General features: G+C 41.5%; 19 protein-coding genes. 1 reads left to right on the forward strand and 18 read right to left on the reverse strand.

Annotated elements, in window-relative coordinates:
* Positions 1–2 precede the first annotated feature (2 nt).
* The 7 genes from AC1DFM_RS32840 to AC1DFM_RS32870 form a co-directional block, all read right to left on the reverse strand.
* Positions 3–599 carry a hypothetical protein gene (locus tag AC1DFM_RS32840; protein WP_477081019.1) on the reverse strand — a complete coding sequence of 199 codons (597 nt, stop codon included), beginning with the start codon at positions 597–599 and terminating at the stop codon, positions 3–5.
* 18 nt (positions 600–617) lie between these two features.
* Positions 618–1,838, reverse strand: a complete 1,221-nt coding sequence (locus AC1DFM_RS32845) for a 6-bladed beta-propeller (RefSeq protein WP_477081020.1) — start codon at positions 1,836–1,838, stop codon at positions 618–620.
* A gap of 195 nt (positions 1,839–2,033) precedes the next feature.
* Positions 2,034–2,474, reverse strand: a complete 441-nt coding sequence (locus AC1DFM_RS32850; protein ID WP_477081021.1) for a hypothetical protein — start codon at positions 2,472–2,474, stop codon at positions 2,034–2,036.
* 925 nt (positions 2,475–3,399) lie between these two features.
* Positions 3,400–3,981, reverse strand: coding sequence for a collagen-like triple helix repeat-containing protein (locus AC1DFM_RS32855; protein WP_477081022.1), 582 nt, complete (start codon positions 3,979–3,981; stop codon positions 3,400–3,402).
* 227 nt (positions 3,982–4,208) lie between these two features.
* On the reverse strand, positions 4,209–4,508 hold the full coding sequence (locus tag AC1DFM_RS32860; RefSeq protein ID WP_477081041.1) for a FecR domain-containing protein: 300 nt from the start codon (positions 4,506–4,508) through the stop codon (positions 4,209–4,211).
* A gap of 36 nt (positions 4,509–4,544) precedes the next feature.
* A complete protein-coding gene (locus AC1DFM_RS32865) occupies positions 4,545–4,871 on the reverse strand; it encodes a hypothetical protein (RefSeq protein ID WP_477081023.1) in 327 nt (108 codons plus the stop codon).
* A gap of 184 nt (positions 4,872–5,055) precedes the next feature.
* Positions 5,056–5,325: a hypothetical protein gene (locus AC1DFM_RS32870; RefSeq protein WP_477081024.1), complete on the reverse strand. Its 270-nt coding sequence runs from the start codon at positions 5,323–5,325 to the stop codon at positions 5,056–5,058.
* Positions 5,326–5,660: 335 nt separating this feature from the next.
* Here AC1DFM_RS32870 and AC1DFM_RS32875 point away from each other — a divergent pair, with 335 nt between their 5' ends.
* Positions 5,661–7,721, forward strand: a complete 2,061-nt coding sequence (locus AC1DFM_RS32875) for a TonB-dependent receptor family protein (RefSeq protein WP_477081025.1) — start codon at positions 5,661–5,663, stop codon at positions 7,719–7,721.
* A 141-nt stretch (positions 7,722–7,862) separates the two neighbouring features.
* Here the strand turns inward: AC1DFM_RS32875 and AC1DFM_RS32880 are convergent, their stop codons facing one another.
* The 11 genes from AC1DFM_RS32880 to AC1DFM_RS32930 form a co-directional block, all read right to left on the reverse strand.
* Positions 7,863–9,917 carry a TonB-dependent receptor gene (locus tag AC1DFM_RS32880; RefSeq protein WP_477081026.1) on the reverse strand — a complete coding sequence of 685 codons (2,055 nt, stop codon included), beginning with the start codon at positions 9,915–9,917 and terminating at the stop codon, positions 7,863–7,865.
* A 259-nt stretch (positions 9,918–10,176) separates the two neighbouring features.
* Positions 10,177–11,100 carry an NmrA family NAD(P)-binding protein gene (locus AC1DFM_RS32885; RefSeq protein WP_477081027.1) on the reverse strand — a complete coding sequence of 308 codons (924 nt, stop codon included), beginning with the start codon at positions 11,098–11,100 and terminating at the stop codon, positions 10,177–10,179.
* The gene (locus AC1DFM_RS32890) at positions 11,087–11,494 is read right to left on the reverse strand and encodes a hypothetical protein (RefSeq protein WP_477081028.1); all 408 of its coding nucleotides are present in this window, start codon (positions 11,492–11,494) and stop codon (positions 11,087–11,089) included. The genes AC1DFM_RS32885 and AC1DFM_RS32890 overlap by 14 nt, the downstream gene beginning before the upstream one ends.
* A 10-nt stretch (positions 11,495–11,504) precedes the next feature.
* On the reverse strand, positions 11,505–12,497 hold the full coding sequence (locus AC1DFM_RS32895) for a DUF6268 family outer membrane beta-barrel protein (protein WP_477081029.1): 993 nt from the start codon (positions 12,495–12,497) through the stop codon (positions 11,505–11,507).
* 66 nt (positions 12,498–12,563) lie between these two features.
* Positions 12,564–13,454 carry a helix-turn-helix domain-containing protein gene (locus AC1DFM_RS32900; protein ID WP_477081030.1) on the reverse strand — a complete coding sequence of 297 codons (891 nt, stop codon included), beginning with the start codon at positions 13,452–13,454 and terminating at the stop codon, positions 12,564–12,566.
* A gap of 87 nt (positions 13,455–13,541) precedes the next feature.
* Entirely contained in the window at positions 13,542–15,113 is a 1,572-nt protein-coding gene (locus AC1DFM_RS32905) for a M28 family peptidase (RefSeq protein ID WP_477081031.1), read from the reverse strand.
* Between the two features lie 25 nt (positions 15,114–15,138).
* Positions 15,139–17,592, reverse strand: a complete 2,454-nt coding sequence (locus AC1DFM_RS32910) for a TonB-dependent receptor domain-containing protein (protein WP_477081032.1) — start codon at positions 17,590–17,592, stop codon at positions 15,139–15,141.
* Between the two features lie 160 nt (positions 17,593–17,752).
* Positions 17,753–18,220 carry a hypothetical protein gene (locus AC1DFM_RS32915; protein ID WP_477081033.1) on the reverse strand — a complete coding sequence of 156 codons (468 nt, stop codon included), beginning with the start codon at positions 18,218–18,220 and terminating at the stop codon, positions 17,753–17,755.
* A gap of 272 nt (positions 18,221–18,492) precedes the next feature.
* A complete protein-coding gene (locus AC1DFM_RS32920; RefSeq protein ID WP_477081034.1) occupies positions 18,493–19,161 on the reverse strand; it encodes a hypothetical protein in 669 nt (222 codons plus the stop codon).
* A 560-nt stretch (positions 19,162–19,721) separates the two neighbouring features.
* Complete coding sequence (locus AC1DFM_RS32925; RefSeq protein ID WP_477081035.1) at positions 19,722–20,282, reverse strand: GNAT family N-acetyltransferase; 561 nt, start codon at positions 20,280–20,282, stop codon at positions 19,722–19,724.
* A gap of 510 nt (positions 20,283–20,792) precedes the next feature.
* Positions 20,793–21,686 (reverse strand): hypothetical protein, encoded by an 894-nt coding sequence (locus tag AC1DFM_RS32930; RefSeq protein WP_477081036.1) that lies wholly within the window; start codon positions 21,684–21,686, stop codon positions 20,793–20,795.
* Position 21,687 lies beyond the last annotated feature (1 nt).

Consider the following 21,687-nt stretch of genomic DNA (forward strand, 5'->3'; position numbering starts at 1 on the left):
CACTATTTTTTTAAGAAATCAACTGCAAGATTCAAGTAGCTCAGTGTTTCGTCAGTTATTTCTTTATATGGAATAAAAAACTTGCTTGCTTTCAGGTCGGGCCCTAATACAAAAAAGAAAGGGATATTTTTATTTTCTATGGGCAACCCAAGTCCGCGCATATCTTCTGACTGAACCCAGTAAACAGGTATGTCGCAAGCTAATGCCTTCACCCTTATGGCGTAATCTCTGAACGACAGGGCATCAGTGATAATAATTGTATTTTGGGAAGAATAAAATTTATTTCTCTTCAATGCACTCAGCGCAGGGTCTACACACATGTCACAATCTCTGAATGAATATCTGAATATCAATGTTGGCCGTGTAATTAACTGACCAAGGGTATGTTTATTATTATTAATATCGCAAATCTTTGAGGAGGCATTTAACTGCATACCATCGCTGGGTAATACCAGTCGCTTATATACGTCCCAGAACCCAACTTTTATTGCCGTTGATATTTCCTTCGGTCTGGCATGCCCCGAACTTACAGGCAATGAAGCTTCACGGTTTTTACATCCAGCGGTAACGATAAGAATAAAGAAAATTATTTTCTTCATGAAAACGATTATATTAATCTAGTGAACGGATAAATCTTTCTTAAAATAAACTTTTGTTATTACTCCATTTGATAAGTTATTCAATCTCTCCAAAGTTTTATTTAATGCCGGATTCTTTTTAATTAAATCCCAGGCTTTCTCATCTCTGGCTAAATCAAGCAGGAATTCAGCAGAAATAAAACCATATATACCATCCCTTCCGGATGCATAAAAGCGGGATTCTGTTAGTGGCAAAAAACCCGAGGTAGAATCGTATGTAAGTCCAGCCGACAAAGACAAACTAGTATTGTACTGTAAATCGAACAGGTAATAATTAACCGGATAGATTTCATTCTTAATATTCACCAGCATCTTTGTACTATCAATTAAAAAAGGATCTGTAATACTCCAAAAAAGGGCTGCATTTCCTTTTTCACGAGTATTGGATATCCTGACATTCTTATATTGACGATTATCCAAATAACCTTGAGGGTACATGAGTGAAGGTGGAATCTGAATTTCAAAAATTCTCTTTATTCCTTTGTCTGATAGCTGAAATATTTTATTGGAATAAGAGTGGCTGAACAAACATTCTCTGGCATCAATTGTAAAAAAATCTCTTTCGTTGCTAAATGTGTTTAGGTTATCTACCGCATTTAAATTAAACAGGCTTTCTTTATTAAAAAGTGTTTTAAAAGCATCGTCCGCATACAACAACGTGGCACAACTATCGTTGGCTGTCTTTATTGGCACAGCACCTTTTCCATTAGAAAAGAAGGGAGAATAACCACTGAAGAAGACGTAGCTCCCTGAAAGCAGTGCAAAACCAGAAAAAGAGAAAGGAATATCCCTTATGCGAAGGAGTTTTCCATTAAAGTCATAATATAAAAACTTCGCCTGGTAAGAATCATAAACTACTATTTCCCCTTTATTTCTATCAATAACAAATTGCTTAAATTTCCCTTTGGCATTCTTATATGGTTGCTCTATTTTGGCGAGAAACTTTCCATCTGCTGAAAAAATTACTATACCAAGGCCTATGTCATCCAATACAACAATATAATCCTTATAAACTTCCATCATTGCAATTTCGCCAATAATGGAGTTCGCATTTGTCTCCAACGCTATAAACCCGACTGAATCAATCACTTCACTTACCCGCTTCTGAATGATGGTGGTATCAAAATGAATTTCAGTAACCGGATAGTGGTGGTTAAAATAAACTGACCGCTGTGAGCTTTTATCCGTATGACAACTCATACAACACATCAATGTATAGGCAATTACTATTCTATAGTACCTCATTAACGAAAATTATTAAATTGGGATAACTAATTCGGCGACGACACCCATCAATAACAGGAAGTGGTTTCCAAGTAGATGATAGCCAAAACTACGCTGCAGACGGAGTTTTGACCATCACTAATACGTCACGAAGGATGTTCCATCCCGTCACTACATTCCAGCGCCAGACCCACCGGTACCAGGTCCAGGAACATAAATCGAACAATCAAGAGAAGCTGAAGTCACGCTAATTTCATTACACTGCTGGTGTTCATCGTCGCTTGGTTTACAATCCCTTCTTGTTACCAATACTGTTTCTCTAACCCGATCATATAAAATTCCAATTTGAATTCCTGCAGAATCTTTCACGATCTTCGGGTTTATCTTATCCTTGGTACATCTCGAGCAGGGTACATTACTTGCTTTGTCCTGTGTTTTGTAACTCACATAAAGGAATGCAGTTGTGGTGCAACCATCGCCAGAACCAGTCCCCCCACCACCACTATCTGTAAATCCGGATAATGCGGTGGTCAGACCAATACCCATTCCTACAATAGCAGCTGCCATTGCTACTCTCTTTAGTTTTCGATGTTGTGCGATTTCTGTAATCATAAACTGTTTTTTGGTTTTAAAATGTGATTACAAATTAATCAGCATCCCTCCAGCCATTCCGGAGTCAAATGTTTTGTGTTGCTTTTTTTCGCTATGCTTATCTTGCGGGCTACCCTCTTCATTTTGCCTCACTACTTTGGTCACCATATAATGTGGGACTAAACTCCAGATTAAAACAACCTTCTATTTCATAATAGTAACTGCACCGATGTTTACAATAGGAAATAGGCGCTCCCTTCCCTTTCATGAATGCCAGATGTTCATATAAAGTAGATTCAGAAACATTTAGTCGCTTTGCCAATTGAGCAGGATAGCCCGTAGCTTTTATCTTTATTAAGTGATCAAGATGCTTAATCCGTTCAAAATACTTAGTAATCATAGTTGGAGTTTTCGGGATAAAAAAATAAGTCTGCTTTGAAACAAACGGTATTAACAAAACAGATAGGAACTACAGTTGATTTTCGTCAATATGGAATTTCTACATACGTGATATAGGATTTATCGAGTTTTTCTAAAAATAGTTTCTTTTATTGATGCAATTCTCAGGGCGTCAATTTTATATTATGAATAACTAAATTTCTATTACAATGAGTGGATCAGTGAAAACATCCTATTCTTTGATAGTACTGTGCAGGAATAATGAGAGGAATTTCTGGCAACCAGCATGACGATCCTTGTTTCAACAATAACTAAAAAAGGGATGCCCCAAAGAGTAAACTTGAAACTGGTACGGCTGCAAATCAGTGAAATTGCCGGCAACTCCGCCAGCTTAAAAATAAAAATATGATTTTAATAAAAAGAGAATTGATTTAATCCCCTACTTTAGGGGGCATTATCAGATGGCGCAAGTAAACCTTATTTATGCCATAAAAAAAGCGCGGTGTCATCACCGCGCTTTTTTTATGGCATACTGGAAATCTAACGATTAATCTTTAAGGCCCAGATAAGCCTTTACAACATTATAGTCACTCCAGTTAATATCAGCCTTTCTTGCCGTAGTACCACCCGGTGCAATCATATAGCGGTACTGAAGTCGTTTTACTCCCTGCTTATCAACAACCGTACTGGCATCTGCGTTGGAACTCATCTGCAGTTTGCCCTTATAGGCAATAAAACGAATCATCACCCCTGACTCTTCCATATAGGGTAAAAGCGCTATAGTAGGGTCAGTAGCGTTATTCAGGTTAATATACACTCTCACATCAGCGCTGGTCAGTACCTCCTGGGTGATTTTCGGCACATCTACAACAGCATAATAGCCGAGAGTGTCAATTCTTCCGCCTGGCATATGTACAGTGTCAGCGTCAAATTTCACATCCAGCCAGCTGGAATAAAATATGCCCGTAGTACCGTTAGTACCAGGATCACCTTTGTCGCCCTTGTCGCCTTTTGCACCGGTGGGACCAGCAGGACCGGCACTGCCATCCTTGCTACAGGCGTTCACTAAAAAGATGGTAGCTGTCAATACAATCAGCATTGAAAGTCGGGATAGTTGGGATAGTTTCATTGGAGTTTGTTTTTTAAAATGTTGGTTAAAATAGACAATTCTCCTTTCATATCCCAATAAATAAACATTCTTTTAATTGCTAAAACCGGGCTTATACAACCTGCGAAGGCACAACATTCTTACTATAGGAAATCTATACTTACTATATTTGTATTGTTCCGATCATCTCTTTAAGCATCCAATTATTTGTGAGTAATATATAGTATCATTTCTTGATTAAACAGGTGTTATATTTCTCCGGATAATTCCACTTCTCTGCTACCTTCACTAAATGACACCGGATACCGGAGTGATGACGCCGCATTTAACCACACTTTTGTTCCATCTGATAAGGTAACACTGTACTGGCCACTCTTAGGCGTAATAATGATGTTATAAGCAACCGCTGATAACTGCGCAGATTGCGGGCTGGGTACATATGCGACCTTGCCATCTTCGGATTTTATAATCTGTATGCCATTCCTGCTATCAATAGGTCCATCAGCCGCACTATCCAGTGCAATTTTTTTCCATTTGCAAGAATTAATGTCGCCTTGCTATTTCCAGTTGGCGTTTGAGGCGACTTACCGGCAAGCTGTTGTTTGTGAAAGAAGATGCCATTTCTTTGGACCAGGAAATACATGCCAATACCCAATAAAACAACGACTGCCGCAGCAAGTCTCAGCACCCTGGTACGTTGCTTTTTCCCGCTGTTTGATGGATAAATCAATACTCTTATCCAGACGATCATATATTCTCTTTCCTATTTGCTTTCTCAACGCTAACAGTTCTTCATCAGCTGCATTCTCTTCCGCATCGAATGAATAGAACCAGTTATTTACCTGCCTGGTTTCCTGTTCATTGGCTTCCCCACGCAGATACTTTTCTATGATGTGAATTGGTAAGTCCATAATAAGAGAAGTATACTGAACAGGAAGTAATACCTATCTGGAATAAAAAAAATATTCTCTATGCTGGTACCAACCGTCAATTACAGGTATAACAAATTTTAAATCAACCAATTATACAAACAACAAAGCCCGTGACTAGCACAGGCATTGAAACCAGAACAAAAAATCGTGTTAAGATAAAAATCTAATCAATACTCAAATACGCTTTGGCAACACTTTCGGCCTTTGCTCTCGCAACTACTCCGCCTACAAACTGTTCATCAGGATATTCATTGGAGCTGTCTATGGTGATTTCATTCATTTCCATATCATAAACAGCCCACCACCAATAATCTTCGTCCATCCATTCCGCCCGCAACATTAAGCCGGCCCATTCAGCAGTACAATCGTCTGAAAGATCTCCTCGCCAAACAATTGGCTCTTTGGCTAATATTCTTCGCTTGTCATCAATCATTGTTAAATAGATAACTTTAAAATGAGTCCGGAAAAATTGTGTACTTCACAAAATAACCCAATTCCAGAGCAATTAGAAGAACTCTGACAAAAATCTATGAAAGCCTATACATCCAGCCACTGACACGAAGATAGATAGCGGGCTTATTATTTTTTGTGCTTACACCATATCCCCCTTCATAACGTATCCGCCTATCCTATAATCAGCAAATAAGCTGATCCAAAGCCAATTCTGAAGGAATTCTATAGTTCAAATTTTTCCCGATTTGATAAACCTTCATATGCTATCTGTTATAGTTTTGCATCCTGCACAACCATACATACAATTTGATTCACATGAAAAAAACGAGAGCCGCCGGCATCATATCTCTGTCACTGCTAGCTACTGCTTTAAACACCAACGCACAAAATGAACCTAAAGGAGGGCGAAAAGATAATCGTGATAGCCTTTGGAGCATATCCTTGGAAGACGTAACAGTTACATCGAATGGGCTAAACAGTAAAATCAAAAACTTATCGAGTACTGTAAATATTGTCAATAGTAAACAAATAAAGGATCTTGGTATCCAGTCGGTAGGTGATGCCATAAGACTTATTCCTGGTGCTAACTATCAGGACGAAGACGGACGTGGACTTAAACCGGGTATAGGGTTAAGAGGCTTAGATCCTTCCAGAAACGGGTACGTTGCAGTACTGGTTGACGGTAAAATTCCATTAGGGCAGAGTTACGGTCAGCTGGGGGCGTATTACATGCTGCCTATCGCATCCATAGAAAGGATTGAGGTGATTAAAGGAGCGTCCCCGGTGTTATATGGCGCCGGCTCAATTGGTGGCGTAATTAACCTGATTACTAAAAAGGGGCATGGCAAGCCCAATGTAGAAGGTAGCCTCGAGGTAGGCAGTTTTCGTTATCTGAATGCGTCTGCCTCCGCTTATGGCGATAATGGCAAGTTTAACTACTATGTAAACTATAACCGCAGACAAGGAGATGGCTTTAGAACAACCAGGTCTGCCTTCGGAACCAACGACGTCACTTTCCGTATTGGTACGAAAATGGAAAATAAGGACGAATTTACTTTTTCCGGTAATGTTTATACGGAAGATGCTGAAACGCCAGGGGGATTATCAGAACAACAATACAAGGACAATTACAGGCAAAGCATAAATTCCTACGATCAGTTTTATGCGAATCGCTACTCCGCTTCTGCTGTATATAAAAAAAGTATTGACTCTCTCAACTCCATCTCGCTGTCAGTTTTCGCCAACTACTTCAAACGAAACTGGTGGTATGATACTAATAGAGATAAAAAGTCCATCCTGGGAGATTTAAGAAATATATTCACCGGAGGAACGGTACTGGAGTATAACCGCAATAATAAACTGCTTAATTTAAAGAATTCACTGATCGTTGGGTTTAAGTATCTGGGAGATCAGACAAACAGCATAAAAGTATTGGGCGCTGATCCGCTGCAACATGTTGGCAAAACAACCTATTCAGCCACTATTCCAACTAATGTTTTGGAAGGATATATCCAGGATGAGATTCATTTCTCCGACAAGTTCAGTTTTACTCCCGGACTTCGGTATACCGCTATCAACTATGGACAAAACGACTACCTGACTGCTCAGCAACTTTCCACCAAAACGGATGTACTGATCTACTCATTTGGTGTATTGTACAAACCCGTTGAGCGTTTCAGAATATATTCCACCGTTTCAAAAGGATACAACCCACCCGTGTTATATGCCGCCCTTGATCCGGGAACAGTCGCTAAAGGAAACAGTCTTGGTGCAGAAACGTCTACAAACTACGAAGTGGGAATACGTACCACTCCTGTTAATTGGCTGGACATCGCTATGAGTGGTTACCTGCTTGACTTCGATCATAAACTGGTGGAAGAAAGCGGAAAATTCACCAATGCCGGTAAAGCATTACATCGTGGGCTGGAATTAGAACTGAATGTATTTCCGGCAAAAGGACTAAGAGTATATGTAACAGGTGCATTACAGAAAGCAACTTTCAATGACGGACCCAATAAAGGCAATTTGCTTCCTTATGCCCCTAAACAGCTATTCACCGCAGGTATACAATATGACCGCGCTATTGGTGTCGGAACAATGGGCATAAACATTTACAACACGTTTACCGGCAAACAATATAACGATGCGCTCAATACGGAACAACCTACCCCTGATGGATACAATGGCGCCATTCCGTCATATAACCTATTGAACCTGGCGGTGAACTATAAGTGGAGCCACTGGGGGGTAAGCGCTACCATTAATAATATGCTGAACGAAAAATATTTTACACACCGATATGATTTCTGGGGCGGTAAATTTCCCGGTTCACCAACAACTGTTAACATTGGCCTGAATTACAGATTACATCAGTAGCCAATACCTGCAATCTGCCGCTGATACCTGTATTAAAAAAAGAACCCGCCATCGTGGCGGGTTCTTTTTTGTTGTTTTAGTTGTGTTACTATTTTGAAATCACTTGCGCTAGTCTATCTGCAATAAATATGAGTGAGGACCTTATAGATTGACCACTACCCCCAGGTTGGCGACCGTTCCTGTACCTTTTACATAATAACGGCCTTCAGTTGTGGCACCGCGCACTTCTGAATGTGTCGGATAATAATTTGCATTAAAGAGGTTATTAACAGCAAAGGTCAGTGTTACGTGTCTGAACCTGTAAGAGGTGTACATATCAAACAGCGTATATCCGGATATTGGGTATTTTCCGTAATTCCAAACTTCTTTTGGAAACACGTCCCGGCTTCCTATTTTAGTCATTTGAACAGAGAAATCCCACTGACGCGTAAATTTAATGTTCACGTTGCCCCCGATTTTTATAGGAGAAATAGTCGAATTATCTACTTTCCCATTGTAGTGGCCATCGTTCTTGGTATCTTCTTTTCCATCCATGTATCCCAGTATACCACCCAGGTTTAACCAATCGGTAGCTTTGTACCCCAGTACGGCTTCAATTCCGTATATACGTTGAGGTAGTTGAATCAGATCAAAGTTACCTGGAGTGATCTCTTTGAATGTTGCTCCTTTTTTACTGGTGCTATAATAGCCGGTTACTTCATAATGGAATCGTTGGATATCTCCATTTACTCCCAGTTCAAAATTATTCACTTTTATAGGTGCTACATTTATTGCATTCAACGAAACACCATTTCTTAACACCAAACCAATATCCCCAATGGAAAAACCCTGAGAAAAGCTGGCAAACGGCTGGGCATAGGAGCATTTATTGTATCGCAGGCCTGCATTGAACACGAGTGCATTATATGTATTGGTAGCACCTGGTACAAACTGAGTTCCTTTAGTGAAGTCACTAACCTTAAACAACAGGTTCTCATAACGCGCACCCGCTTTGAATATCCAGTCTTTTGCGAATATGAATTTGGATTGCAGGTAAGGCGCAATACTATTCATGTTCATGTCCGGAGTAACCAGTTTGTCGGCCATATCTTTCTGTACGGTATGATCTTTCAGAAAGTCCACGCCATAAATTAATTGCACATGGTTGTTGCCCGGCAATACAAAAGGCGTAGAGAAATTGAAACGTCCACCTGTGTGGTCGGAATATATTTGATTATAGGCCTCAAATACCGAATTGATATCATTGTAGTACACGGCAACATTGGCTTCCGTTTTGCCAAAAGTGCCGGTATATTTTATGTTTAGTGTTTTATTATAGGGAGTACCTCCCAGAATGTTGGTATCTCCCCTAACGCCAATGGCAGGAGCAATACCAAAGTTACCTTTTGTTCCAATGTATTTACTGTCCTGGATGCTATTGTAATAATTACCCATCACCTCAATACGATGATTGGCAGAAAAGTCATACCCAAGTTTCACCAGGGCATTGTAAGTTTTTGTTTCTCCCAAACCATAAAAGGGGCTAACAACAACACCATCGGAAGATCTTACTACACCGGAATGTGCCACCTTTCCCTGTACCACATAGTCAAATTTCCCTACCCCTCCTTTGAATACCTGCGAAAGATTGTATCCATAAGTTTCATCGGATTTTACGAGATTCAGGCTGTTATTGAAATAAGTGGAGGAGCTAAAGGGAACTGTTTTCTCTGGTTTTATGGTGATGTAGTTAATGATACCACCTGCTCCACCATTACCATACATGGAAGAGGCGCCGTTAATAACTTCAATATGATCGATGGCACTGACATCGATCGTCTTAAGGTCACGTCCCCCATTTCGTAATGGGGTGGATTGCGGGATACCATCTATAAGCACCAGGAAGTTTCTGCCTCTTAATTTGCCAATAAAGTTATTCTGCCCTTCTTCACTGGGTGAAATTCCAGGTATTTTCTGCATCAGGATATATGGCAGATTATTGTTGATCTGCGCCTGTTTTTCTACTTCTTTTCTGGAGATTAACATGACAGACGAAGGTACTTCGTTAATATGCTCGGCCACACGACTGGCCGTAACTATGACATCTTTAAGCTGGCTGGTTGTATCTGTGATTCTCTTTGGCCTGGTACTATCCTGGCCGAAGGCGTTTGTGGCGACAGCTAATGCTAGAAATACTGGTATATAGGCAAATTTCATACTATAACACGTGTTAACTTGAAACTGACGCAAGACTGCTTTGCCCGTTTCAAAAATTAAAATGGCTGCAAAGTTAATGGCTATTGAAGGCAAATAATGATCAAAAGCGGAAAATTTTATCGAATGATATACATTATTCATTATAAATAAGGTATCCCCCCTTGATATGACGTTAATACATGGCAGCAAAAAGGTGGCACAAATGTGCCACCTGAACATAAGCCTACCCCCACTGCGTAAACTGATTATCTGCCACGGGTCAGGCAGTTCTGAATAGTAATTTCCAAAGAGGTTTCCTTTTGAAAAGATGCCGGCTCTCCTGCAGGTATTCGTCCATGGTCCGTGGGTTTCTCACAATGATATCGCTGATCGTATCTGCGTTTGGTTCTGTCATTTTGATGGCAAGATCATCCAATTCCACGATATGATTAGCCAACCACTTTGGCAGTTTTGCTTTGCCGGTCAACTGCATGAACAATTCATCAGGCGTGATATCCACGTACTCGATCTTACTGCCCGTTACATGAGAAAGCTTCTCTGCCATTTCGATATTGGTAATGGCCTGCGGACCTGAGAGCACCACTGAACGCTGTTTTATGGTTTCAGTTGTCAGCAGATAATTTACAGCAACGGTTGCTACATCGCGGCAATCGATATAGTTCCGCGCGGCATCACCAAGGGCCCCATAGATCTTACCGAAATACTGAATGGTAAATGTGTTCCGTTCCCAGTTCTGCATAAAGGAATAAGGCCGGAGACAGCAATAGTCTTCGATATGCTGTGCGAGATAGTCATCGATCTTTCTATGCCACTCGCTGACTTCCACCTTTGCAGGGCTGCGGACAATCGGTGCCGACAACTTCACGATGCGTCTGATTCTACACTCCCTGGCAGCATCAATGATATTGATTTCCTGCTCAACTTGTCTGGGAGAAGTTGCCGTCAAAAGAAATACGGCATCAGCTCCAAAACAAGCGCCTCTCAGCTGGCTGGGAGAATTCAGTTCAGCGCTTACATATGTGATGTTCGGTGAACCGCTTCCGGGTTGGATCGGATAAGGGCGGGCGGGATTTCTGAGTACCCCTCTCACCATGCATTCCAGTTCACTCAACTGGATCATCAGTTCACGCCCAACAGTGCCAGTACATCCAAAAACGACGATCGTTGGTTTATTTTTTTTCATTTGCAGTTTTTTTCACATAGTGACGAACCGTTACAATTGCCGCACCCAGAAAGGCCGAGAATACGATATTAAATCGTTCAGATGGAAGCTGGAGAATTGCTGCGCACAGTATCCCCAATCCAACCATTATTAGAATTACCAGCAGTGATATTATCAATTTGCTTTTCATCAGGATACCCTTTGAATCGAACTGCCAGAGCATGATCAGGCTCAGGATCGTAGAGAACAGAGAAGACAAGCCAATAGTGCTGTAACTCGCCTGCATCAGCTCCGATCGTTGCAGAAAAAAACCAGACAGAAAAGACATTAATGCAGGGAATACATAAGAAGGAACAGCCGCAAGCATCAGAGAACGGAAACTGAATAGGGAAGTTTGATCGTTTATATTTTTCATGATCTCACTTTTATTTTTTCTGGTTAATGCGATACGTGAGTGCCACTTTCCCGTATGCCATGTTGGATATAGAAAAATCATTCACCTTTTTCTGGTCAGTATCGTAGAGTTCATAACGATTGAACAGCGCTGCTCCCCCCTGCAACTGGAACCAGAAATTGCCGAGCAAACGCTGCTGCAGTTGCAGGCCTCCATGAATAGAGGAGAATTGTGCGTAATCAATTTCCTCCCCGGTATACCCTTTGAAGTTCTTGTGCTTAAAGCGTGTCCAGTCGATGGAGCCTGCCAGGCCGATCTGAGTATTCTTGCTCACACAGTACAACGCATTCAATCTGGGCCAATAGAACTGCGCTAACCACTTGTTGTTCCTGCTTCGGTAATCGATAGAAATCCCCGGCGTGATCAGTGTTTCTCCGAAAGAGTGCAGGACATGGACGCCAAATCCGATCTCCAGATTCGATTCCGCTCCAAACTTCTTCGACACGCCGAAGATTCCGTCAAAGATCAATCCGTCAGAAGAGAGAGACTTCCGCGATTCCACCGCCAGCGTTGGCATAGCGATCGCCAGGATCGACCATCTGCTGGAGAGCGGATGCCGGACAATTATGGTTGATTTCAACTCATGTATCCGATCAATCCTATTGGGATCATCGATCGTTTGGTCATCATACCTGAAGTCCATCAGGCGGTAGTTCAGGTTGCTGAAAATGGTGGTCTTGCCAATTTTAATGGGAGGAATGGGTAACCATGCATCATACGTATTCAGCTGAAATTTACTCCCAGACAATGGACTGCCCGACGGCAGGTCCTCAAATGAAGCTTTGCCATGTACAGTAACGGCAATACCGCCTACATCCTGGATTTGCTGGCTTTGAATGTTGTTTGAAAAGAGAAGAGAAAATAATGCGACCAGGCTAAGAACTGGCCATTTTTCCTTCAAGTTATGCTTGCGTTGCGAGGCAATTCCGATACCACCGTTTTTAACAGCTATCAATGTTTTCATTTTTAAGAGATCTAATACCACAAAGGTGGATTGAAAACATCGACTGCTTTAAAACGAAACCACTCTTTACCCGGACAAATCCTGCATAAATGCCGCCCGGTACTCAGAGGGTGTTACGCCGGTGATCTTCTTGAATAACCGTCCAAAATAGCTTGGATCGCCATAATTGAGTTCAAAAGCAATTTCTGATATGCCTTTTGTCAGATCCTGCAACAACAGCTGACTTTGCAGGATGCATACTTTATTGATCCACTCTTTCGGGCTCTCTCCAATGGTCTCTTTAATGCATCGGTGGAGGTAATTTTCAGACACGAATAGCTCATCGGCGTAGAATAGGATCGACTCATGCTTCAGATAATTCTTATACACCAGCTCCTTGAATTTGAAAGTAAGTTCAGCGCTTCTGCTCATCCCTTTATTCAGTTCCTTAGCGGAAGAGAAGATCTTCTGCAACCCTGCCTGCAAAAGCGAATAACAAACATCGAGGTTGGGACCTGGTTGGTAAACTTCCACGCTCAGCAGTTCGAATAAGGCAGTTAACCACACACTGTTGTCTCCTGATAAATGGATCACATTGTTGACAGAAAAGAGTTTGATCAGTTCCTGTTTGGATAATAACTGATTGAGCGTTTTGTCTTCAAACAAAATGATATGTCCCGCCGCATCTGCACTTACTTCTTTCAATGAAGTAACGTTCCCTTGTCTGACAAACAGGATCTCATTCGCTTTGATGGATACCAGATCTGCATCCACCTGCTGCTTTGCAGCTCCACTGGTGATATGAACAATGAAATTATATTCAGGTCTGTGCAAGGGAGTGGGCACTTTGATGAATCCGGATGTTTTCCGGATATCATGAACCTGAACGGGAGTTTTCAAAACAGTGAATTCAGCTGACATTTCAGCCATGAACCTTCCTCTGAAGTCTGTTGCGGTGATCCTTTTTATTGTAGACATAACAAGGCTGATCTTTAGGATCTTTCACGAAAGTATTACAAGATTTCCATAAGAAATATAAAAAGAGGCGATTACGCATTCAGCCTCTTACTTCTCATTCCGGTCTACCGGTGGCGGCTCGTTTTGGTTAGCGAGTGACCAGGCATCGTAAAACACTAACTTCAACCGGGATAACATCAGGTCGTAATTAATCTTATCAGGCGTATCAGTAGGCTTATGATAGTCTACATTGATACCATCGAAGAAGAAAATAATAGGGATCTTGTTTTTAGCGAAATTGTAATGATCGGATCGATAATAGATCCGTTCAGGATCATCGGGATTGTTATACTTATAATCAAGATGAAGCCGGGTATATGCGTTGTTATTCGCTTCATTGATGGGTCGTAGTGCGGAACTCAGTTTATTATCGCCGATGATGTACAGGTAATTGCTGTCACGTTGATGACCAGGATCGATTCTGCCGATCATATCGGTGTTCAGGTCTGCAATCGTGTGGCTGAGCGGATAAACGGGATTCGTTGTGTAATAAGCCGAACCCCATAACCCTTCTTCTTCACCGGATACATTCAAAAACAAAATGCTGCGGCGCGGACCAACACCGGCAGCTTTAGCGGCGACAAAAGCTTTAGCCATGGCTAATACCGCGGTGGTACCCGACCCGTTATCATCGGCGCCATAATAGATACTTCCTTTACGCACGCCTAAATGATCATAGTGGGCCGATATCACCAACAGCTCCTCCTTTTTATCAGTACCCGGCAAAAAGGCCATTACATTACTGGCGGATATGCGCTCGTGGGTAATCGTCTGCGAAGCATGTAACGGGATATGCGTCTGAAAATCTGCCGGACGCTCCCTATTTACCCCTGCGATCAGGGAATCGTACCGGTCTCCCACAATTGACCTGGCCAACGCGCCAGAGATAATGTATGTATTTATGCCGATGCTGTCCCTGGCATCAGGCTCCAATCTGATAGGACTGAAAAACTTTGTCTTCCAGGTAGCGCCTGTATCAACAATAAACAATGCCGTAGCGCCCATCTTTGCCGCTGCCTGGGCCCTCCTTTTACCGCCAATGCTAAAGCTGCTCCAGGCTGATATATGATCTGAGTGCGTAAACAGGTAGCCGGAATCATTTTTGGGTTCACCGTTCAATACCAGCAGCGCTTTCCCTTTCACATGGATGTTTGCGAGGTTATTGTAGGAAGCATCAACAATGCCGTATCCTCCCCATACCAACTCCATTGGCCGTTCGGGCCCGGCATCCAACGTTTCATCGTGATCGATAGCGGGTAGTAAGGTATAATCAGTTCCATAAGCAAACTCCCGGCCATTCACCTGTAAAGAACTACGTATCACGCTGTCTTTTATTAAAGGGTAACATTGAAAATAGCTCCCATTATTACCCGGGGATAAACCAATCTGTTTATAAACGTTTGCAATAAAATCTGCCGCCCTGGCTTGCCCGGCGGTACCGGTTTCTCTTCCTTCCATAGCTGCACCCGCAATAATGGACAAATTATTTTTTAAATCGGCGACCTTTATAGTAGCTGCAAATTTTTCGGCCTTCCCGCCTGCGTGTTGTGCTATAGACGCAAACGATCCGCCTAATAAGCAAATAATAATGCCTGTTGTTATTCTTACCTGATTTATCATAGATGCTTGTTGAAATTATGTACACTTAATTCTCCTGGTGCTCCGTACTATGTTCTATTTTCTTCGATTTAAAAATGTCTTTGCCAAAGTTGTAGGAAAAGCTGATCCCCGCCCTTGCCCCAACGGTTCTTCTTTCAAAATCCAGCAGCACCCCATTCCCATCCCGTACGAAACTCCATTTGCGGGTAGCTAATATATCTCTGCCGGTTAAAGAGAGCGTGGCTTTTCCATGAAGCAAATTTATTTTGGCGCCCGCATCTACGCCAAAGTTAGCATTGCTTCTGTCCTGGGCCACCACATTCGGCGCGAGATAATCCGCCCGCACTTGCAGCGCAACACCTTTAACAATAGTAAAGTTATTAGTGAGATTGGCGTTCCAGCTGAAGCCGTTACTTTTTGTAATGCCGTATGCAGGAAGGCCAGCGGTTTGGTTTTCAAAAAGATTGGTATTGAGTGTAAAATTCCAGGCTTTCACGAAATGAAAATTGCAGATAGCTTCCAGTCCTCCTGTATAAGCATATGGGATGTTTTCTGAAATGGTGGTAATGATGCCGTTTACCGGTGCTGTTTCCAGGTGCTGAATAAAATCGTGGGTAATACGATAGTACAGGCTTAATGTCAGGTTTACTTTGGTCCCGCTTTTACGATAGCCCAACTCAAAAGCGTGAATATCTTCGGGCAAAATGTTAGGGTTACCCTTGTCGTAGTTTACCGGGTCAGACACATCGGGGATCGGGCTATAGCTACGGGGCGTTGGACGTGTAACCCTTCGGACATAGCTAAATTGCAATTGTTGATGATCATCCAGTTTTTGTACAAGCGTAAGGCTGGGATACAACCTCCGGCTGGTTACTTTTACCGGCAATATCGTTGATGTACCCGTGGTGTCGTAACCGTTCACATCACCGTGTAGTACGGCGTCTTCTCCGCGCAGGCCAACCTGGTAACTAAAATCGTGCACATTGTTTTGATAGTTGATATACAGGGCATGTATTTGGTTTTTACTATGGAAGAAGTTAGTCAATGGAAAATTCTCTTCGTAGCTTCCGGTAGCATCATCCACATTGAATACCCGCTGGTTTCTGTTATCGATCCGGATTTCGGTGCGATAGCCTGTTTCAAGTTTTCCCGTGCCGATCGGTAACGAATAATCTGCCTGTATATTATAATAGCTATTACGATTATTACCAACAGGATGAAGAACAGAGGTATCCGGTAAATTATCAATACTTCCTGCATCCTGCGCATAGGAATTAAAATATTGATGACTTTCCCCCCGGCCGCGCGCATAACCAATACTGATGGTCAGTTCTTCTCCCGGCTTACTGAATGTATTTATAAAGTCAGCATTGGCGTTATAGGTAAAGCCGTTACTATTCGTGACATTTTTATTCCGGATCGTTTGCAGGGCAGCCTTGTCCACCGCTAATTGATCAATCACTAAAGTCTCATTCCTGTTTAAGGTATTGGCATTAAGTCCGCCCGAGAAGCTCAATAAACTTTTTGGGGAAATATAATAATCAACCCCGGCCTTGATACTATGCACATTGTTTATGGTGACGGACGGGAATATTTCCTTAGAATAAACCACTGCGTTTCCCGGATCGAGGTATTGAATATTCTGGTGCCCGTTACTATAGATATCACTATGCTGGAATTCGTAATTACCGTAGATGTTCAGTTTGCTGTTTTCAAAGCTAAGGTTGGCGCGTCCACTGTAATTGCCTCTGGTTGCCATTGTACCACCTGCTGATCCGTTAAATCCCAGTTTTTTATTTTTCTTCAAAATGATATTGATAATTCCGGCACCACCTTCGGACTGGTATTTTGCCGAAGGATTTGTCACTACTTCAATGCTTTCAATGGCGCCGGCGGGAATGGATTGAAGCGCCTGGGTAATATCGCCACCACCAATCAACGAAGGTTTGCCATCTACTAAAATAGTTACCTTGTCCGAACCGCGGAGGTTTACGCCGCCGCCTGCATTAATAGTAACGGTGGGGATATTTTGCAGCAGGTCACTTGCAGTCCCCCCTTTGCTGACCAGGCTTTGTTCTACAGAAAACTTCTTTGTACTGATACCTATTTTATCATCATTTTTTGTCGATGTGATGACGACCTCTTTGAGTTGCTTTTCTTTGGAGATCTCCATCTCGATCTCTCCTAAATTTATCGTCCTGGCGTTGGGGGTAATGGGGATGCTATCCTTTGTAAAAGTCTGGTAGCCAAAAAGAATCACCTTTAAAAGAAACAGGCCTTCCGGCAGGTTACCAAGGATAAATCTTCCGGTAGTATCAGTAATCGCTCCTTTTACGATAGCAGTTGTTTTCCTGTCCAATAATAACACTGTTGCTGTTACTATTGGTGTTGATGTTTGGGCCTCTTTTAGCTTTCCACGGATGGAGCCGGCATCTTGCGATAGTACGTTGGTAGTAGCGGTACACAGCAACAAGATGCCAATAATTAACCTGAAGCTCATTTATTGCATGTTTAGAATGCAATATTATACTGATATCGGGTCCTCCACCTTGTACATATTTACACTTATTCTGTATATTTAAACTATCGTAAACCTGACATGCAGACCCCTCCACCTGGATTTAAGCCCGCAACTAGCGCAGGCTCGGTATTTTAAACTTTTATTGCTTTAATGGGCCACTGACCTCATCTGCTCTACGCTTATATGCCTCAAGTAAGTATATGATTTCCTCTGCATTCCTGTCCAGATGAGATATCGGAATTTTCGCAGAGGCCCCATCCTTAAATGACAACGTGATGTAATTTTTGTGGATACGTCCTGCATTATCACTTCCAACTTCCTCTCTGCTGAATGTAAAAGCATCCATGTTTTCCCAGGCGTAAAAACTACTATCTTTAATGACTAATCCTTCTTGCGTAAAAGTAATCTGAGGCGCCTTTTTAATGAGCTCACGAAGCGCATAAATAAAAAGCGATACGGGGATTATACTCAAAACAGCAAAAATTAGTATCGTTACAAGTGTAACATGCTCATGAAAGATATAGACAAAAAACAGCAGCAACAATACTGCCAGTGCTAATAAAACGTATAGATTCGCAGCTGCTTTTCTGATGATCAAGGGTTCCATTGAGATGTTTTAGATGCTTTACCAGTAAAAATCGTTCCACACCGAATATAGTAACTTAAGGTATCATTTAATATTGAAATCTCATTATCATATCTACAATATGATAGAACCTGAACTTCTCCAAAAGACTTAAGAAGTATATTAAAATCGTTGGGGCATTTGGATGAAGATAAAAAACTACTTGCCTGCCAAAACATCTAAACCCAATTAGCGCTATTACATCCTCTGTACTAAATAACAAAGTTTGAATCGCACTGCCAGATTCAAAATTGCTAATCTAGTCTATTTATACTCACTTCTGTAAAATAACCAAGCGTTTCCGGACCAATCCAGAGGCCGACGCTTCCACGCAGATCTTTGCCCTGCTTCAGGTCATTGACAATCAAAGTAGGTTGTTCAGCACCGTTGATATAGAGTTTGGCCGTTTCATCTTTTACTTCAATTTTTACCTTAATCCATTCACCCGGCATCATATCAGCATAGGCCTCGTATTTTTCTGGTGTTTCTGCCCGCGATCTATCCCAGGGGTAGCCTGGCAAAGAAACATACTKAGTCGAATGGTTCCTCCGTACTTGGTCATTTGCCCGGCCGTTGGTTGGACGAATGTAAAACAACTCCATTTTGGAGGTATCCTTACTAACCCGAAAGGCAATGCCAATAAACCCACGTGCGCCTTCTCCGGCATTCAGCTGCGGCTGTCCTGAAATTGTTGCCTCAATGATGCCATTATGAAAATCGGTATTTTTGAGCAATGCAACTGTCTTTTCGTTAATGGCAGTATTCAGCATTTGTAAAGCCAGTGCGGTTTTACCTTTATAATCTACCCCCGTAACAGTTACCTGATAAGGAATAACACCATTAGGAACCAGCGCAATACGCTGCGCTTGAGAGGATGCAAAAAATACACTCATTCCCAAAGTAATCAATAAAATTTTTCTCATTGGAAGTGGTTTTAGTGGATATTTCAATCTTCTTATTTTCATTTAAACAGTAAAGTTCAGCAAGCTATTCAAAGTCAAAACCAATCTTTCTTCATTCGCTTTCAGGCTGTCTTTGGCTGATAATTTCTTTAAAAAGATAACTCCTTTCTTAAGGGACTTACTTTTTTAGGTAGTGATAATATGGCGGATGTCGCGTGGCCGGCCAGACATTGAATTTCCGACGCCAATACATCCTAAACTGTAATATTCAATAAGAAGATGATACCCTGCACGATTTCCATAAATTTCAAATGAAAAATATAAATATTAAAGAAATATCATTAGATAAATGGGGATATTTTTCCGGATAGACTCAATGCTGCCCAACCAGGCAACGGACACTGCAAGCGGCTTTGATGAACCCGCTATTTTTATTTTAGTATATAAAAATGAGAACTGGTGGCTGGCTGCCGCCCGGCATGTGCCAGACAAACGGGATGTTTATCAATCTTAAGGTATACTGTTTAATGCAAGAAACGGTGGTCCTAAAATCATCTCATTGGCGTAAGAATCTAATAAAACTAATCTATGACATCGCCTTTAATATTTAACTCGAAGGACATGAATATCGCAAATTCGTGCTCTAAATCGCTGTAGAGCTTTAAATTTAGACCTGTAATGTGAAACCCCTGGCTTTCGTAAAATGCTATCGCAGCTGTATTCGTATTTTGCGTTTCCAATTCCATTATTCTGGCTTTGCGTTTGGCTAGTTCAGTTTTTGCGCTGTCCATTAGCTTTTTTCCGAGTCCTTTACTTCTATAAGCTTCAGCTACCAATATATTTTCGATATATAATGACTTGTTCCAATCCCGATATTCGATTATTATCCACGCGACCAGCCTATTGTTGTCATATGCACCATATGAATAGCCCTGATCGATGATGTTATTGTAAAGTTCAATATCCTCCTCCGTTGTAATCCAGTTCTTGGTAAAGGGCATTTTGATTTTTTCTAATTCAAAACTAAACCCGCTAAGAGTATGATAAGACTTTGCATGAAAAATATGATCAGAGAAGTATCCATTGTGGCCCCACGACATTGTTGGGTTGGCATCGATTTTTTTTAATTTCTCAATTTTCATTACTATTTTTTTGTCTGACATTTTTCATGGCGAGATAGTCGTCCATTTTTGCAACTAGTCAATAAAAATAACCAGCCAGTATAATCGCCGAAACCATTCATCCAAATTTACAAAAAAACTTAAAAAGCCCTTTGCAAATCAATTGCAAAGGGCTTTAAATTACCGTCGGCGGCCGTTGTCTGGTCTATACCTAATACCATTGCCGAAATACAACCAATAGCACCGTTATTGTTTCTCTTTTGTAGTAGTGATATAAGCGACGCATTTCTTTCGCCAGTCAACCCGAATAAAACTAAGTAACCACGAAAAGCAATTTCGCACTTTGATAGACTAACAAATAGACTTAAACAACAAAGCCCGCGACATAGTCACGGGCTTTGAAACTTTCCAGTGATCCCGTTAGGACAATTCTCGAACCAGTTTTATGAGGATTTGACGAAGATTCGGGATCTTAAAACTATGATAATGAACTGAATGAGAATTTACCTCTCTCCAGAAATTCAGATTTTGCTATTCAGATAACCAAGTGTTCAAACCTTCTTTTGACGAAGCGTTACTTATTATAAAGATCTCCTGCTCCAAAACTTTGCCATGCTTTAGCAAAAGTTCCATGAGTAACTTCACTGCCGGTTCGGCAGCTGATGTATCCGGCCTTTCAGCATATTGGCGGTTATAAAGTGTACGGTTTCCATATTTCATCAATAGATCTTCCAGTCCGGATGGTAGAAATAAACGGGCACGTGCTGTCAGGTGCTTTTTATATTCATTGTTATAGATCTTGATACCTTCAAAATCGAGATCACCGAAATGCAGATAGGGGTTTGGAATTGACTGAAGCCATTTTATAAGATCATTACTTTGTGGATAGCGGCTAACGAAGAGCGGTTTAATATTAGTGAACAGGTATTCCTGCTCGAATAGCCGTCTGAAATTTTCCGGATTTTCGACACCCACAATAACTATATCGGAATCTGGCTGAAAGTTTTCATAATCGTACATATAGATGAATGATCCCTCTGGAGGATTAATATAAAACTGCTTACCATGGAACATTGCTGCAACGGGTGAGGTACTGGATACGAGAAATCCTTTAAATGTACGGATTCTTCTCAGTTTGGAGTTGCCTGCGATAGTCACTGCAGCGGCACGATTTGGAAGTTGGTTGTACTTGCTTATATATTCATCCAGATCGCTTATTCCAAAATGGTTATGCAGGTAGTTAGTCAAAGATGTTTTGACCGGTATAAAAATGACATGCCGACTTTTACTGGTTTGTTTTTTCTGTAAAATTCCGTCGTCCAGCATTTTATTAACAACGTTATGTTTCATCTCGGAACCAGGAACAGATGTTTCCGGAAGTAAAAGCTGTTGCAGTTTTTGGGCTATATGAAGTGGGAGTACCATA

This window comes from Chitinophaga sp. 05T412, from assembly GCF_056396465.1.

Excerpts from the sequence above, each read along its gene's own strand:
- AC1DFM_RS32890 (WP_477081028.1), bottom strand. The coding sequence starts at position 11,494 with ATGAAAAATATAAACGATCAAACTTCCCTATTCAGTTTCCGTTCTCTG.
- AC1DFM_RS32925 (WP_477081035.1), bottom strand. The coding sequence starts at position 20,282 with ATGAAAATTGAGAAATTAAAAAAAATCGATGCCAACCCAACAATGTCG.
- AC1DFM_RS32900 (WP_477081030.1), bottom strand. The coding sequence starts at position 13,454 with ATGTCTACAATAAAAAGGATCACCGCAACAGACTTCAGAGGAAGGTTC.
- AC1DFM_RS32870 (WP_477081024.1), bottom strand. The coding sequence starts at position 5,325 with ATGATTGATGACAAGCGAAGAATATTAGCCAAAGAGCCAATTGTTTGG.
- AC1DFM_RS32895 (WP_477081029.1), bottom strand. The coding sequence starts at position 12,497 with ATGAAAACATTGATAGCTGTTAAAAACGGTGGTATCGGAATTGCCTCG.
- AC1DFM_RS32855 (WP_477081022.1), bottom strand. The coding sequence starts at position 3,981 with ATGAAACTATCCCAACTATCCCGACTTTCAATGCTGATTGTATTGACA.
- AC1DFM_RS32885 (WP_477081027.1), bottom strand. The coding sequence starts at position 11,100 with ATGAAAAAAAATAAACCAACGATCGTCGTTTTTGGATGTACTGGCACT.
- AC1DFM_RS32850 (WP_477081021.1), bottom strand. The coding sequence starts at position 2,474 with ATGATTACAGAAATCGCACAACATCGAAAACTAAAGAGAGTAGCAATG.
- AC1DFM_RS32865 (WP_477081023.1), bottom strand. The coding sequence starts at position 4,871 with ATGGACTTACCAATTCACATCATAGAAAAGTATCTGCGTGGGGAAGCC.
- AC1DFM_RS32840 (WP_477081019.1), bottom strand. The coding sequence starts at position 599 with ATGAAGAAAATAATTTTCTTTATTCTTATCGTTACCGCTGGATGTAAA.
- AC1DFM_RS32910 (WP_477081032.1), bottom strand. The coding sequence starts at position 17,592 with ATGAGCTTCAGGTTAATTATTGGCATCTTGTTGCTGTGTACCGCTACT.
- AC1DFM_RS32880 (WP_477081026.1), bottom strand. The coding sequence starts at position 9,917 with ATGAAATTTGCCTATATACCAGTATTTCTAGCATTAGCTGTCGCCACA.
- AC1DFM_RS32930 (WP_477081036.1), bottom strand. The coding sequence starts at position 21,686 with ATGGTACTCCCACTTCATATAGCCCAAAAACTGCAACAGCTTTTACTT.
- AC1DFM_RS32915 (WP_477081033.1), bottom strand. The coding sequence starts at position 18,220 with ATGGAACCCTTGATCATCAGAAAAGCAGCTGCGAATCTATACGTTTTA.
- AC1DFM_RS32845 (WP_477081020.1), bottom strand. The coding sequence starts at position 1,838 with ATGAGTTGTCATACGGATAAAAGCTCACAGCGGTCAGTTTATTTTAAC.
- AC1DFM_RS32875 (WP_477081025.1), top strand. The coding sequence starts at position 5,661 with ATGAAAAAAACGAGAGCCGCCGGCATCATATCTCTGTCACTGCTAGCT.
- AC1DFM_RS32905 (WP_477081031.1), bottom strand. The coding sequence starts at position 15,113 with ATGATAAATCAGGTAAGAATAACAACAGGCATTATTATTTGCTTATTA.